General features: G+C 72.2%; 15 protein-coding genes. 12 read left to right on the top strand and 3 right to left on the bottom strand.

The features are described 5' to 3' along the window. The 10 genes from ACTHNQ_RS08075 to ACTHNQ_RS08030 all read left to right on the top strand — a co-directional run. A partial coding sequence (locus ACTHNQ_RS08075; RefSeq protein ID WP_440332649.1) for a tripartite tricarboxylate transporter permease occupies window positions 1-407 on the top strand: 407 nt, incomplete at its 5' end. A gap of 113 nt (window positions 408-520) precedes the next feature. After that, the gene (gene coaA / locus ACTHNQ_RS08070; RefSeq protein ID WP_440332647.1) at window positions 521-1,504 is read left to right on the top strand and encodes a type I pantothenate kinase; all 984 of its coding nucleotides are present in this window, start codon (window positions 521-523) and stop codon (window positions 1,502-1,504) included. A 68-nt stretch (window positions 1,505-1,572) separates the two neighbouring features. Continuing rightward, window positions 1,573-3,423 carry a glutamine--fructose-6-phosphate transaminase (isomerizing) gene (glmS, locus tag ACTHNQ_RS08065; RefSeq protein WP_440332645.1) on the top strand — a complete coding sequence of 617 codons (1,851 nt, stop codon included), beginning with the start codon at window positions 1,573-1,575 and terminating at the stop codon, window positions 3,421-3,423. A gap of 92 nt (window positions 3,424-3,515) precedes the next feature. Then, the gene (locus tag ACTHNQ_RS08060) at window positions 3,516-3,896 is read left to right on the top strand and encodes a holo-ACP synthase (RefSeq protein WP_440332643.1); all 381 of its coding nucleotides are present in this window, start codon (window positions 3,516-3,518) and stop codon (window positions 3,894-3,896) included. After that, window positions 3,893-5,017 (top strand): alanine racemase, encoded by a 1,125-nt coding sequence (gene alr / locus ACTHNQ_RS08055; RefSeq protein ID WP_440332641.1) that lies wholly within the window; start codon window positions 3,893-3,895, stop codon window positions 5,015-5,017. Before ACTHNQ_RS08060 ends, alr begins: the two co-directional genes overlap by 4 nt. Next, window positions 5,014-5,535, top strand: coding sequence for a tRNA (adenosine(37)-N6)-threonylcarbamoyltransferase complex ATPase subunit type 1 TsaE (tsaE, locus tag ACTHNQ_RS08050; protein WP_440332639.1), 522 nt, complete (start codon window positions 5,014-5,016; stop codon window positions 5,533-5,535). The genes alr and tsaE overlap by 4 nt, the downstream gene beginning before the upstream one ends. Further along, window positions 5,532-6,191 carry a tRNA (adenosine(37)-N6)-threonylcarbamoyltransferase complex dimerization subunit type 1 TsaB gene (tsaB, locus tag ACTHNQ_RS08045; protein WP_440332637.1) on the top strand — a complete coding sequence of 220 codons (660 nt, stop codon included), beginning with the start codon at window positions 5,532-5,534 and terminating at the stop codon, window positions 6,189-6,191. Before tsaE ends, tsaB begins: the two co-directional genes overlap by 4 nt. Then, window positions 6,188-6,673 (top strand): ribosomal protein S18-alanine N-acetyltransferase, encoded by a 486-nt coding sequence (rimI, locus tag ACTHNQ_RS08040; RefSeq protein WP_440332635.1) that lies wholly within the window; start codon window positions 6,188-6,190, stop codon window positions 6,671-6,673. Before tsaB ends, rimI begins: the two co-directional genes overlap by 4 nt. Further along, window positions 6,670-7,737: a tRNA (adenosine(37)-N6)-threonylcarbamoyltransferase complex transferase subunit TsaD gene (tsaD, locus tag ACTHNQ_RS08035; protein WP_440332633.1), complete on the top strand. Its 1,068-nt coding sequence runs from the start codon at window positions 6,670-6,672 to the stop codon at window positions 7,735-7,737. The genes rimI and tsaD overlap by 4 nt, the downstream gene beginning before the upstream one ends. Beyond that, a complete protein-coding gene (locus ACTHNQ_RS08030; RefSeq protein ID WP_440332631.1) occupies window positions 7,734-8,315 on the top strand; it encodes a hypothetical protein in 582 nt (193 codons plus the stop codon). Before tsaD ends, ACTHNQ_RS08030 begins: the two co-directional genes overlap by 4 nt. 16 nt (window positions 8,316-8,331) lie before the next feature. Here ACTHNQ_RS08030 and ACTHNQ_RS08025 read toward each other — a convergent pair whose 3' ends face one another. After that, window positions 8,332-9,519, bottom strand: a complete 1,188-nt coding sequence (locus ACTHNQ_RS08025) for a THUMP-like domain-containing protein (protein ID WP_440332629.1) — start codon at window positions 9,517-9,519, stop codon at window positions 8,332-8,334. Between the two features lie 164 nt (window positions 9,520-9,683). On the opposite strand from ACTHNQ_RS08025, the gene groES reads away from it, so the two are divergent. Both groES and rarD read left to right on the top strand, forming a co-directional pair. Beyond that, window positions 9,684-9,980 carry a co-chaperone GroES gene (gene groES, locus ACTHNQ_RS08020; RefSeq protein WP_045275440.1) on the top strand — a complete coding sequence of 99 codons (297 nt, stop codon included), beginning with the start codon at window positions 9,684-9,686 and terminating at the stop codon, window positions 9,978-9,980. Between the two features lie 241 nt (window positions 9,981-10,221). After that, window positions 10,222-11,142 carry an EamA family transporter RarD gene (gene rarD / locus ACTHNQ_RS08015; protein ID WP_440332651.1) on the top strand — a complete coding sequence of 307 codons (921 nt, stop codon included), beginning with the start codon at window positions 10,222-10,224 and terminating at the stop codon, window positions 11,140-11,142. 21 nt (window positions 11,143-11,163) lie between these two features. Here the strand turns inward: rarD and ACTHNQ_RS08010 are convergent, their stop codons facing one another. Beyond that, entirely contained in the window at window positions 11,164-11,490 is a 327-nt protein-coding gene (locus tag ACTHNQ_RS08010) for a metal-sensitive transcriptional regulator (protein WP_440332627.1), read from the bottom strand. Between the two features lie 11 nt (window positions 11,491-11,501). Beyond that, the coding region (locus tag ACTHNQ_RS08005) for a copper-translocating P-type ATPase (RefSeq protein ID WP_440332626.1) at window positions 11,502-13,657 on the bottom strand (2,156 nt) is incomplete at its 5' end.

Below are 13,657 nucleotides of genomic sequence, written 5' to 3'. Positions count from 1 at the left end.
CCGCGCTGGGCGCATACGCGGTCAGCTTCCAGACCGTCGATGTCTTCATCCTGCTCGTCATCGGCGTGCTCGGCTTCTTCATGCGCCGCTACGGGTACCCGGTGGCGCCGCTCGTGGTCGGCATGATCCTCGGGCCGATGGGCGAGGAGTACCTGCGCAAGGCGCTCCAGCAGAGCCAGGGCAACGTCGGTTCGCTGTTCCTCCACCCGTTCGCGGCCACGGCCTACGCGGTGCTCGCCGTGCTCATCATCGGCGGCCTGTGGCTCAAGAAGCGCCGCAGCCGCTACGAGGCGGCCATGGAGCAGGCGCTCACCTCCGAGATCGCGGTCGTCGCGGCCGCCGAGATCGCCGGGCTCGCCCCCGGCCACGAGGCCGAGCAGGAGCTGGATCAGCGCGACCGCCGTTGACGCGCGACGCGATGACGACAGGATGCCTCGACCCGGCCGGTGCGGCCGGGCCGGGGCATCCGTCATCCCGGCCTGGATCTGCGGACCCGGACAGTGCGGATACGATGGGCGCGATGTCCGCCGACGAAGCCGCAGTCTCCCTCAGCTCACCCCACGCTGAGCCGACCGCCGCCCCCGCCCTGTCGCTGTACCGCGAGATCGACCGCGCGGACTGGGCGCGATTGGCGTCGGGCATCGCGCAGCCGCTGACCGAGACCGAGATCGTGCAGATCCGCGGCCTCGGGGACCGGCTCGACATGGACGAGGTCGCCCAGGTCTACGTGCCCCTCTCTCGCCTGCTGTCGCTGTACGCCGAATCCACCAAGCGCCTCGGCGCGGAGGAGTCGGCGTTCCTCGGCGAGAACGACTCGACGACGCCGTTCATCGTCGGCGTCGCGGGGTCCGTGGCCGTCGGCAAGTCGACGATCGCCCGCCTGCTGCGCGAGCTGACGTCGCGCTGGCCGGGGACCCCGCGGGTCGAGCTCGTCACGACCGACGGGTTCCTGTACCCGAACGCCGAGCTCGAGCGCCGCGGGCTCATGGAGCGCAAGGGCTTCCCCGAGTCGTACGACCGCCGCGCGCTGGTGTCGTTCCTCACCGAGGTCAAGAGCGGGGCCCCCGAGGTGCGGGCGCCGTTCTACTCGCACATGCGGTACGACATCGTGCCCGACGCGGTGGTGACCGTGCGCCGTCCCGACATCGTCATCGTCGAGGGCCTCAACGTGCTGCAGCCGCCGCCGTCGCCCAACGACGTCGCGGTGAGCGATCTGTTCGACTTCTCGATCTACGTCGATGCGGATGCCTCGCACATCGCCCAGTGGTACGTCGACCGGTTCCTCGCCCTGCGCCGCGCCGCGTTCAGCAACCCGAACTCGTTCTTCAACGTGTTCGCGCAGCTGTCGGACGAGGAGGCCGTCGAGCGGGCACTCGGCTTCTGGAACACGATCAACCTCCCCAACCTGGAGGAGAACGTGCTTCCGACGCGTCACCGCGCCAACCTCGTGCTGCAGAAGGCCGTCGACCACAAGGTCGAGACGGTGCTGCTCCGCAAGCTGTAGGCACCCCGCCGGCAGCCTTCCCTATTCGTAAGGGAACCGCGCAAAACCGCCCGCCTACCATGGACGGCATGTGCGGAATCGTCGGATATGTGGGCCCTCGTCAGAGCCAGGACGTGCTGATCGCGGGGCTCTCGCGCCTCGAGTACCGCGGGTACGACTCCGCGGGCATCGCGGTCATCGACGGCGACGGCGGACTGGAGATGCGCAAGCGCGCCGGCAAGCTGCAGGTGCTGCGCGACGACCTCGCCGCCCGCCCGCTGGCCGACGGCACCACCGGTATCGGCCACACGCGCTGGGCGACCCACGGCGGCCCGACCGACGGGAACGCGCACCCGCACCTGGCCGACGACGACCGCCTCGCGGTCATCCACAACGGCATCATCGAGAACTTCGCCGAGCTGAAGGCCGAGCTGCTGTCGGAGGGCTACACGTTCCGCAGCGAGACCGACACCGAGGTCGCCGCCGTCCTGCTCGGCCGCGAGTACCGGCGCACCGGCGACCTCGTCGCCGCCTTCCGCGCCGTCGCTCCCCGCCTGGAGGGCGCGTTCACGCTCCTCGCGCTGCACCAGGAGCAGCCGGGCCTCGTCGTGGGCGCCCGCCGCAACTCGCCGCTCGTGATCGGGCTCGGCGAGGGCGAGAACTTCCTGGGATCCGACGTCGCCGCGTTCGTCGAGCACACCCGCAACGCGCTGGCGATCGGTCAGGACCAGATCGTCGCCATCACGCCCGAGGGCGTCGAGGTCACCGACTTCGCCGGCGGTGCGGTCGAGGTCGAGCCGTTCGAGGTGACGTGGGACGCCGCCGCCGCCGAGAAGGGCGGCTGGTCGTCGTTCATGGCCAAGGAGGTCTCAGAGGAGCCCGAGGCCGTCGCCAACACGCTGCGCGGCCGCATCCACGACGGTCAGGTCGTCATCCCCGAGCTCGACGGCCTCGACGACCTGTTCGCCGACATCTCGCGCATCATCGTCATCGCGTGCGGCACGGCCGCCTACGCCGGACAGGTGGGCAAGTACGCGATCGAGCAGTGGACCCGCATCCCGGTCGAGGTCGAGCTCGCCCACGAGTTCCGCTACCGCGACCCCGTGATCGGGCCCGACACGCTCGTCGTCTCGATCAGCCAGTCCGGCGAGACCATGGACACGCTCATGGCCGTCAAGTACGCGCGTGAGCACGGCGCGAAGACGCTCTCGGTCTGCAACACGCAGGGCGCGACCATCCCGCGCGAATCCGACGCGATCGTCTACACGCACGCCGGTCCCGAGGTCGCGGTCGCCTCCACGAAGGCGTTCGTGGCCCAGATCACCGCGCTGTACCTGATGGGCCTGCACATCGGGCGGGTGCGGGGTGCCGTCTCGGCCGAGGACGCGGCTTCGCACGTGCGCGAGCTGGAGGCGATCCCGGCCAAGATCCAGCGCATCCTCGACAACGAGCAGTCGCGCATCGAGCAGTTCGCGCACTGGATGGCCGACACCCGATCGGTCCTCTTCCTCGGCCGTCACGTCGGCTACCCGATCGCTCTGGAAGGCGCGCTCAAGCTCAAGGAGCTGGCGTACATCCACGCCGAGGGCTTCGCCGCCGGCGAGCTCAAGCACGGACCCATCGCCCTCATCGAGCCGGGCCAGCCGGTGTTCGTGATCGTGCCGTCGCCGCGCAAGTCGGCCGAGATGCACAAGAAGGTCGTCTCGTCGATCGAAGAGATCCGCGCCCGCGGCGCCCGCGTGATCGCGATCGCCGAAGAGGGCGACGCCGCGGTGCTGCCGAAGGCCGACGAGGTGCTGCGCATCCCGCTGGCGGGTCCGTTCTTCGAGCCGCTCCTGGCCGTCGTGCCGCTGCACATCTTCGCGATGGGCCTCGCCACCGCCAAGGGCCTCGACGTCGACCAGCCGCGCAACCTCGCGAAGTCCGTCACGGTCGAGTGACCTCCCGGCGGCCTCGGCCGCCGGGAGGTCGGGTCGCACCCTGCCCGCGATAGGGTGGCGGATGCCGCGCACCGGCGCGGCAGGAGGTGCACGTGATCGTCGGAATCGGCGTCGACCTCGTCGACATCCCGCGGTTCGAGCGCACCATCTCGCGCACGCCGCGGCTGCTCGAGCGGCTGTTCTCAGAGCGTGAGCGGCTGCTCAAGCCGCATTCGCTGGCGGCCCGGTACGCGGCCAAGGAGGCGCTGATCAAGGCCCTCGGCGGCTCGGACGGGCTGCACTGGACCGAGATCGAGATCGCGTCGGAGCCCTCTGGGCGTCCTCTGTTCTCGCTCACCGGTTCGACCGCCGCCGTGGTCGCCGCGCGCGGCATCACCGCCGTGCATCTGTCGATGTCGCACGACGCCGGCCTCGCGACGGCGTACGTCGTCGCCGAGTCCGTCGCCCCGCACCCCATGGAGGAGTCCGCATGAGCCGCCTGCCCGCCGGAACGCTGCGCGAGGCGACCGTCGACGTCGGCGCCATCGAAGACAACGTGCGCCACCTGCGGCGGCTGACCGGCTCCGAGATCATCGCCGTCGTCAAGGCCGACGGGTACGGCCATGGCGCGGTGCGCTCGGCGGTCGCAGCGCTCGCCGGCGGCGCGACCCGCCTCGGCGTGAGTGACATCACCGAGGCGCTGGCGCTGCGGCGCGCGGGCATCGACGCGCCGATCGTGGCGTGGCTGCACGCGCCGGGTGCGGACTTCTCGGAGGCGGCTGCGCACGGCATCGAGCTCGGCATCTCGAGCCTCGACCAGCTGCAGAAGGCGGCGGCTGCGGCATCCGCGGATCGTCCCGTGGCGCTGCACCTCAAGCTGGAGACGGGGCTGTCGCGCAACGGCATCGCCCCCGACGACTACCGTGTCGTGTTCGCCGAGGCGGCCCGGCTCGAGCGCATCGGGCGGGTGCGGGTGGTCGCGCTGTTCAGCCACCTCTCCAACGCCTCGGACGACGACGACCGCGCCGCGCTGCGGGCGTTCGAGGAGGGCGTCGCGGTCGCCGCGTCGCTCGGGCTCGCCCCGCCGCTGCGGCACATCGCCGCCACGCACGCCGCGATCGACCTTCCCGAAGCGCGCCTGGGCTGCGTGCGCATCGGCATCGGCCTGTACGGGCTGTCGCCGTTCGCAGACCGCACATCGGCCGACCTGGGCCTGCGTCCGGCGATGACGCTGCGCGGGTCCGTCGCGGCCGTGCGTCGCGTGCCCGCGGGCAAGGGCGTGTCGTACGGGTACGACTACCGCACCGACCATGGCACGACCCTGGCGCTCGTGCCCGTCGGGTATGCCGACGGCGTGCCGCGGCAGGCGTCCGGCGCAGGCCCGGTCGTGATCGGCGGACGCCGCTTCACGGTCGCCGGCCGCATCGCGATGGATCAGTTCGTCGTGGATGTCGGCGACGCTCCGGTCGCGGTCGGCGACGAGGCGGTGCTGTTCGGCGACCCGACCCTCGGGCTGCCGTCGGCGACGGACTGGGCGGATGCTGCCGGCACGATCAACTACGAGATCGTGACGCGCATCGGGCCGCGGGTGGCCCGCCGGCAGGTGGCGGAATGAGCGGCCTCGACCCGATCCTCGGGCAGCACGACATCGCGTCGCCGGACGACATGGAGGAGTTCGGCCGGCGGATCGGCGGGATGCTGCGACCCGGCGACCTCGTCGTGCTGACGGGACCGCTCGGCGCCGGCAAGACCACGCTCACGCGCGGCATCGGCGAAGGGCTCCACGTGCGCGGCCCGATCCAGAGCCCGACGTTCGTGCTCGCGCGGACGCACCCGTCGCTCGACGGCGGCGCACCGCTCGTGCACGTCGACGCGTACCGCCTGGGCTCGGCCGCCGAGCTCGACGACCTCGACATCGACTTCGACGGATCGGTCGTCGTGGTCGAGTGGGGCCGCGGCATGGTCGACGGCATCCGCGACGTGTGGTGGGAGCTCGAGATCGAGCGCGAGTGGCACGGCCACGGCGTGGACGACGCCTGCGGCACGGTCGCCCACGAGTCCGCCCTCGACGCCGACGCCCCGCGACGGGTGAAGGTCACCCGGCACGGAGCGCCGACTACCCTGGAAGGGTGATCCTCGGCATCGACACGTCGCTCGGCTCCGCGGTGGCGGTCGTCGAGCCCGACGGCGTCATCCGCTCGCAGACCGTCAGCGCAGACCCGCGCGGCCACGCCGAGGTGATCGGCACGTTGATCGAACGCGCGCTGGCGGAGGCATCCATCACCCCCGCCGACGTCACGCATGTCGCGGCCGGCATGGGCCCGGGGCCGTTCACCGGCCTGCGCGTGGGCATCGCCGCGGCGCGCACGTTCGCGCTCGGCCGCGGCGTGCCGGTGGTGCCGGTCGTGAGCCACGACGCCGTCGCGCTGGAGCTGCTGCTCCACGACGCGCTGACCGGCGGATTCGAGGATGCCGCCGACGAGACCTTCGCGGTCGTCACCGACGCCCGCCGCCGCGAGTTCGCGTACACGCTGTACCGGGGACTCGACGCCGACGGCCTGCCGGTCCGGCTGGCCGAGCCGGCGCTGACCCCGCGCGACGAGCTGGATGCCGTGCTCGCGCACGCCGGCGCCCAGCGGCGGGATGCCGAACGCATCCCCGCGGCGATGCTCGCGCTGGCGGCATCCCGTGCCCTCGCCGCGGGCCGCACGATCGGACCGGCCGACGCGCTCTACCTGCGCTCGCCCGACGTGACGCTGCCGCACGCGCCGAAGCGGGTGGGACCATGACACTCCGCCCTGCGACCCTCGAGGACCTCGCGCCGATCATGGCGCTCGAGCGGGCGTCGTTCCCGACCGACGCGTGGTCCGAGGCGATGATGCGCGAAGAGCTCGTGTCGCCGCACGGCTGGTACGTCGTCGACGACGAGGCCGGCCGTCTCGTCGGCTACGCCGGACTGCGGGCGGTGAAGAGCGCGAAGGATGCCGACGTCCAGACGATCACGATCGCCGAGGCCTCGCGGGGCCGCGGGCGGGGGCGGGCCATGCTGCGCGCGCTGCTCGACGAGGCGGTGCGCCGCGGCGTCTCGGACGTGTTCCTCGAAGTGCGCGCCGACAACCCGGTCGCGCAGGCGCTGTACCGGTCGGAGGGGTTCCTCGAGATCGGCCGCAAGCCGCGCTACTACCAGCCCGACGACGTCGACGCCGTCGTGATGAAGCTCGACCTGCGCGGCTGGAGCCGCCAGGACGCCGACGGAGGGGTCTGTTCGTGAACCGTGCGGAGCCGCTCGTGCTGGGCATCGAGACGAGCTGCGACGAGACCGGGATCGGGATCGTGCGCGGCCGCACCCTGCTGTCGAACACGATCGCGAGTTCGATGGACGAGCACGCCCGCTACGGCGGGGTCGTGCCCGAGGTCGCCGCCCGGGCGCATCTGGAGGCGCTGCAGCCGTCGATCGAGGCCGCCCTCGCCGAGTCCGGCGTCGCGTTGACGGACATCGACGCGGTCGCGGTGACGTCGGGCCCCGGGCTCGCCGGCGCGCTCATGGTCGGCGTCGGCGCGGCGAAGGCGCTCGCGGTGTCGCTGGAGAAGCCGCTCTACGCCGTCAACCATCTCGTGGGTCACATCGCCGCCGACATCCTCGACGACGACGCGGAACCGCTGGAGTTTCCCACGGTGGCGCTCCTCGTGAGCGGCGGGCACACGTCGTTGCTGCTCGTGCGCGATCTCACGACCGACGTCGAGCTGCTCGGCGAGACGATGGACGACGCGGCCGGCGAGGCCTTCGACAAGGTCGCCCGGCTGCTGGGACTGCCGTACCCCGGCGGTCCCGAGATCGACCGGGCCGCGGCATCCGGCGATCCGCAGGCGATCCCGTTCCCCCGCGGGCTCTCGCGAGCGAGCGACATGGCGAAGCACCGGTACGACTTCTCGTTCTCGGGGCTCAAGACCGCGGTCGCCCGCTGGGTGGAGCAGCGCCAGGCGGCCGGGGAGCCGGTGCCGGTCGCGGATGTCGCGGCGAGCTTCCGCGAGGCGGTCGTCGACGTGCTCGTCACGAAGGCGCTCGCCGCGTGCCGCGACTTTGGCGTGCCCCGCCTGCTGCTCGGTGGCGGCGTGATCGCCAACCGACGGCTGCGCGACACGGCGCTCGAGCGCGGCGCGGCCGAGGGCGTGACCGTGCGGATCCCGCCGCTGTCGCTGTGCACCGACAACGGCGCCATGATCGCGGCGCTGGCCTCGGAGCTCATCATGTCGGGCCGCGAGCCGTCGACGCTCGCCTTCGGCGCCGATTCCACGCTGCCCGTCACCGAGATCCAGGTCGCGGAGTCGTCATGACCGACGAGCGGATGCCGCCCCCCGACGGCGCCGAGAGCCCCGAGGCGTCGGCGCCCGAGGCCGCGTCCGCCCCGGCTGCAGGCGCCGCGGGCGATGCGACAGCGGCGCCGACCCAGGGTGTCGGGGTCGGTTCCGGCGAGAAGCCGCTTGTCGAGCCGGCCTCACCCGACGTCGACATCGTCGCCGCCTCACCCGTTCTGCCGGGCTCGCACCGCGGGGGGTTCTTCCGCCTGCCCACCGCGCCGGTCGCTGTGACGGTGCAGTCGGCTCCGACCGAGCCCGACGGCGACCTCACGCCCGCATCGGCGCAGTGGCTCGCGGCCGACGAGCCGCAGATCCACAAGGGGCTCGCGGGCTGGGCGCTCGCGTTCGCGATCATCGGGCTCGTGGTGTCGCTGTTCGTCGGGTGGGGCTTCCCGATCGGTCTCGTCGCCGTCATCTCGGCCGTGCTCGCATTGCGCCGGCCGCTGGAGAGCCGCGCCGTCGCAGTGTGGGCGATCGGGATCGGCTCGGTGTCGATCCTGTACAGCGCCGGGTGGCTGATGTACGCCGCGATGCGCGCGAACCTCTTCGGCTGACCGTCGCGCCGTCGGGTCAGACGCGGTCGGCGAGGATCGCGGTGCGTCGCGTGCCGATCCGGGTCACGAACAGCGTCGCCGACCCCGGGCCGCGCAGCTTCAGCTTCGTGCGGAACGCGGCGGGATCGATGTCGACGCCGCGCTTCTTGATCTCGAGACGGCCGATCTCGCGCTCGCGGAGCGCCTTCGACAGCGCCTTGGGGTCGGCCGGCAGCACCTCGCGCACGCGGAAGGTCGACACGAACGGCGACGTGAGGGCGGCATCCGATGTGAGGTAGGCGATGTGCTCGTCGAGCATGCCGGCCTCCAGCGACCTGGCGACTTCGCCGATCAGGCGTGCGCGGATCACCGCGCCGTCGGGCTCGTGCAGGTACGCCCCGAGCTCGCGGGCGGGCTCGTCGGCGGCATCCGTCTCCGCGGTCAGCTCGTGCGCGGCGTCGCCGCGGATGACGAGCGCGGCCCGCTTCACGCCCGAGCGGGCGAGCGCACCCGACCAGAGCACGAGCTCGACCGTCGAGCCGTCGGCGCTGACCCACTGCGCCTCGACGTCGTCCGGGATGAGGTCGCGGTCGAGTCCGGGGCCGAGCTTGATGCCGGCCGGCATCCGGTGCGCGAGGCCGAACGCCCAGTCCAGTGACGGCGACCAGTCCTCGGGGCGCGTCCTCCTGGTCTCGCTGTGGCCGGCCGTCCGGCGCGCCGGGTCGAGCCACACCGCGTCGACGCCGTCGAGGTCGGTGGCCTCGGCCGTGCCGTGCCGCACCTCGACGTCGCCGGCGAACGGGGCGAGGTTGTAGGCGGCGATGGCGGCGGTCACCTCGTCCGCGTCGACCGCGAGCACCCGCATGCCGAGAGCGGCGAGCCCCAGGGCGTCGCCGCCGATGCCGCAGCCGAGGTCCGCCACGTGCGTCAGCCCGGCCTCACGGAAGCGCGCCGCGTGCCGGGCCGCGATCGGCAGCCGTGTCGCCTGCTCCAGACCTGCGCGCGTGAACAGCATCCGGTCGGCCAGATCGCCGAACTTCGCGTGCGCGCGCGTGCGCAGCCGTCCCTGACCCACGACCGCCGACACGAGGTCGGGGGAGTGGCCGTCGCGCCGCAGCCGCGTGACGGCGCGGGCGACATCGTCCGAGGATTCCACCGACGGCAGGGTGTCGAGCAGCCGCAGCCCCTCGGGCGTCAGGAGGGCGGTCAGCTCGGCGTTGTCCACCGGCCAAGCCTATGCCGCGCCATCGCGCGCACCCCGTGTGTCGGCGTGGGTCACGCATTGGCACTCACGTTGCGGGAGTGCCAATCCGTTGCCTAGACTGGCGTCAGCACTCTCAACGTCAGAGTGCTAACGAGTCTTCAGTCTCAAGAAAGAAGAGGTAGACCGTGTCGGTTTCCATCAAGCCGCTCGAGGACCGCATCGTCATCAAGCAGGTCGAGGCCGAGCAGACCACGTCCAGCGGTCTGGTCATCCCCGACACCGCCAAGGAGAAGCCCCAGGAGGGCGAGGTCGTGGCGGTGGGCCCCGGCCGCATCGACGACAACGGCAACCGCATCCCGCTCGACGTCGCCGTCGGCGACCGCGTGATCTACAGCAAGTACGGCGGCACCGAGGTGAAGTTCGGCGGCGACGAGTTCCTCGTCCTGTCGGCTCGCGACGTGCTCGCGGTCGTCGTCCGCTGAGTCCAGCGCACAACGCGTACCGAGAGGGTCGGATGCTTCGGCATCCGGCCCTCTCGTCGTTCCCGGTGGCAGGGATCGCGCGAGGATCGGCAGTCCAACGGATGCCGGCGGCTCCGGCGCGGCGTCCGACCGGGGCGCGCCGTCCTAGGCTGGAACGGTGAGCTCCGAACCGACGTCCCGTCCCACCGAGGCCGGCGTCGGCGACCTGGCCGAGTCGGCCGCCTCGACGGCGGGGATCGCGTTGCCGCCGTCGTCCGACGAGCCGGGCCGCGAACGCACCCTCGGCACGGTCTACGGGCTCGGCGCCTACCTGCTGTGGGGCTTCCTCCCGCTGTACTTCCTGCTGCTGGCGCCCACCGGCCCGTTCGAGCTCGTCGCGTGGCGCATCCTGCTGTCGCTCGTGTTCTGCGCGCTGCTGCTGACGGTGACGCGTTCGTGGGGTCGGCTCGCCGCGATCATGAGGCAGCGGAGGCTGCTGTGGCTCACCGCCGTGGCCGGTGTGCTCATCTACATCAACTGGCAGGTCTTCATCCTCGGCGCCCTCAGCGGCCATGTGATCGAGACGAGCCTCGGCTACTTCATCAACCCGATCGTGACGGTCATGCTCGGCGTGCTCGTCCTCCACGAGCGGCTGCGGCCCACGCAGTGGGTCGCCATCGGCATCGCCGTCGCCGCCGTGGTCGTCATCGTCGTGGGCTATCGCGCCTTCCCGTGGATCGCGCTCACGCTCGCGGCATCCTTCGGGCTCTACGGCCTCGTGAAGAAGCAGGTCGGGCCGTCGGTCGACGCCGTCAGCGGACTGACGCTCGAGACGATGTGGCTGACGCCGATCGCGGCGGTCGTGCTCATCGTGGTGGCCTCGACGCAGGGGCTCACGATGGGCGCCAACGGCTGGGAGCATGCGGTGCTGCTGAGCCTCACCGGCGTCATCACCGCGGTGCCGCTGCTGCTGTTCGCCGCGGGCGCGCGGCGCGTGTCGCTCACGACGATCGGGCTGCTGCAGTTCGCGGCGCCGATCCTGCAGTTCCTCATCGGATGGCTCGTGCTGGGGGAGCCGATGCCGCTGGAGCGATGGATCGGCTTCGGGCTCGTGTGGCTCGCGCTGATCGTGCTGACGGTCGACTCCGTCGCCCACGCCCGCCGCGTGCGGGCGGCCCGCTGACCCGGGCCCGGGCGGCGCGGGTCAGCGCACGAGCCGGGCGATCGCCTGCGTGGCCTCGGTGATCTTGGCGTCGGCCTCGGCCCCGCCCAGGCGGGCGGCATCCACCACGCAGTGGCGCAGGTGGTCGTCGAGCAGACCCACGGCGACCGCCTCGAGAGCCGACGTCAGGGCGCTGATCTGGGTGAGGATGTCGATGCAGTACTTCTCGTCCTCGACCATCTTGTGGATGCCGCGGGCCTGACCCTCGATGCGCTTGAGGCGGTTGAGGTACTTGTCCTTGTCGGTGATGTACCCGTGGTGGGCGTGCTCGTGGTCCAGGGGCGTCGGCTCGAGTGCGGTGTCGGTCATGTCTGACTCCTTCAACGACGTGAGTGCGAGAGGCTGCGGAACCGCCGCAGACGAAGGCTGTTGCCGACCACGAAGACGCTCGAGAACGCCATGGCCGCTCCCGCGATCATAGGGTTCAACAGGCCGAGCGCGGCCAACGGCAGGGCGGCGACGTTGTAGGCGAACGCCCAGAACAGGTTCACCCGGATCGTGCCGAGGGTCGCACGCGACAGCCGGATGGCGTCGGCGGCGCTGCGCAGGTCGCCCCGCACCAGGGTGATGTCGGAGGCTTCGATGGCGGCATCCGTCCCCGTCCCCATGGCGAGGCCGAGGTCCGCCTGCGCGAGCGCGGCCGCGTCGTTCACTCCGTCGCCCACCATGGCGACGACCCGACCCTCGGCCTGCAGGTCCTTCACGACGGCGACCTTGTCGTGGGGCAGCACCTCGGCGATGACCCGCTCGATGCCGACCTCGTCGGCGATCGCGCGGGCGGCCGCGGCGTTGTCTCCGGTGAGCAGCACGGGCGTCAGCCCGAGCGCGCGCAGCTGGGCGACCGCCTCGGCGCTGGTCGGCTTGACCTGGTCGGCCACGACGAGCAGTCCCCGCACCTCGCCGTCCCACGCGACCAGCACCGCGGTGCGGCCGAGCGCTTCGGCGGCGGCCTTCGCCTCCGCGATCGCGGCGGGCGCCGTCAGCGCCCAGTCGGCCAGCAGCGCCTCGCGTCCGACGAGCACCGCGTGCCCGTCGACGACGCCCGACACACCCTTGCCCGGCACGTTCTGGAAGGATTCCACCGCCGGCAGCGGACCGGTCTCATCGCCCGCGGCACGGGCGATCGCCTGCGCGATCGGGTGCTCGGAGGCGTGCTCCAGGGCGCCCGCGAGACGCAGCAGCTCCGCGCGGGCGGGGGATGCGGCATCCGGGATCCGGGCATCGGCGCGCACCTCGGAGCCGGCGACGGATGCCTCGACCGGCCCGGCGAGCACGACGTCGACGAGTGACATGCGACCGCTCGTGACGGTGCCGGTCTTGTCGAGCACGACGGTGTCGACCGTGCGGGTGGACTCCAGCACCTCGGGGCCCTTGATGAGGATGCCGAGCTGCGCGCCGCGGCCGGTCCCGACGAGCAGGGCGGTGGGGGTGGCGAGCCCGAGCGCGCACGGGCACGCGATGATGAGGACGGCGACGGCCGCGGTGAAGGCCATGGATGCCGACGCACCGGTGAGCAGCCAGCCGGCGAGGGTGCCGAGCGCGATGAGTAGCACGATCGGGACGAAGACGCCCGAGATGCGGTCGGCGAGCCGCTGCACCTTCGCCTTGCCGGACTGGGCGTCCTCGACCAGGCGCGCCATCTGGGCGAGCTGGGTGTCGTCGCCGACCCGGGTGGCTCGCACGACGAGCCGGCCGCCGGCGTTGACGGTGGCGCCCACGACGGCATCGCCCGGCGCGACTTCGACGGGCACGGACTCGCCCGTGACCATCGAGGCGTCGACGGCCGACGTGCCCGATGCGACGACGCCGTCGGTCGCGATCTTCTCGCCGGGGCGCACCACGAACTCCTCGCCGACGCGCAGGTCGGCGATCGGCACGCGCACCTCGGCGATCGTGCCGCTCGCGTCGGAACGGAGCACGGCGACGTCCTTCGCGCCGATCTCGAGCAGCGCCCGCAGCGCGGCGCCCGCGCGGCGCTTCGAGCGCTGCTCGAAGTAGCGCCCGGCCAGCACGAACGTCGTGACGCCAGCTGCGACCTCGAGGTAGATGTCGCCGGCGCCGTCGCTCGGGGTCACCGACCACTCGAACGAGTGGGTCATGCCGGGCATGCCGGCGTGGCCGAAGAACAGCGCGTACAGCGACCACAGGAACGCGGCCGAGACGCCGAGCGAGATGAGCGTGTCCATCGTGGCGGCGCCGTGCCGCAGATTGATCCACGCGGCGCGGTGGAACGGCCACGCGCCCCAGACCACCACCGGCGCGGCGAGGGCGAGCGACGCCCACTGCCAGTACGTGAACTGCAGCGCGGGGACCATCGCGAGCAGGATCACCGGCGCCGACAGCACGATCGAGCCGATCAGACGCTGGCGCAGGCTCGTGAGCTCGGGGTCCGCCGGTTCGCCGACGGCGGGGTCGTCCGCAGCGGCAGCCGGGGGAGCGGGCACGACGGCGGTGTAGCCGGTCTTGACGACCTCGT

The sequence above is a fragment of the Microbacterium sp. genome (assembly GCF_051953575.1).
GTDB lineage: Bacteria > Actinomycetota > Actinomycetes > Actinomycetales > Microbacteriaceae > Microbacterium.
Note: the sequence above shows the minus strand (reverse complement) of the source record. Positions and strands in the feature narration are given on the sequence as shown.

Excerpts from the sequence above, each read along its gene's own strand:
- glmS (WP_440332645.1), top strand. The coding sequence starts at position 1,573 with ATGTGCGGAATCGTCGGATATGTGGGCCCTCGTCAGAGCCAGGACGTG.
- coaA (WP_440332647.1), top strand. The coding sequence starts at position 521 with ATGTCCGCCGACGAAGCCGCAGTCTCCCTCAGCTCACCCCACGCTGAG.
- rimI (WP_440332635.1), top strand. The coding sequence starts at position 6,188 with ATGACACTCCGCCCTGCGACCCTCGAGGACCTCGCGCCGATCATGGCG.
- tsaE (WP_440332639.1), top strand. The coding sequence starts at position 5,014 with ATGAGCGGCCTCGACCCGATCCTCGGGCAGCACGACATCGCGTCGCCG.
- ACTHNQ_RS08010 (WP_440332627.1), bottom strand. The coding sequence starts at position 11,490 with ATGACCGACACCGCACTCGAGCCGACGCCCCTGGACCACGAGCACGCC.
- ACTHNQ_RS08030 (WP_440332631.1), top strand. The coding sequence starts at position 7,734 with ATGACCGACGAGCGGATGCCGCCCCCCGACGGCGCCGAGAGCCCCGAG.
- alr (WP_440332641.1), top strand. The coding sequence starts at position 3,893 with ATGAGCCGCCTGCCCGCCGGAACGCTGCGCGAGGCGACCGTCGACGTC.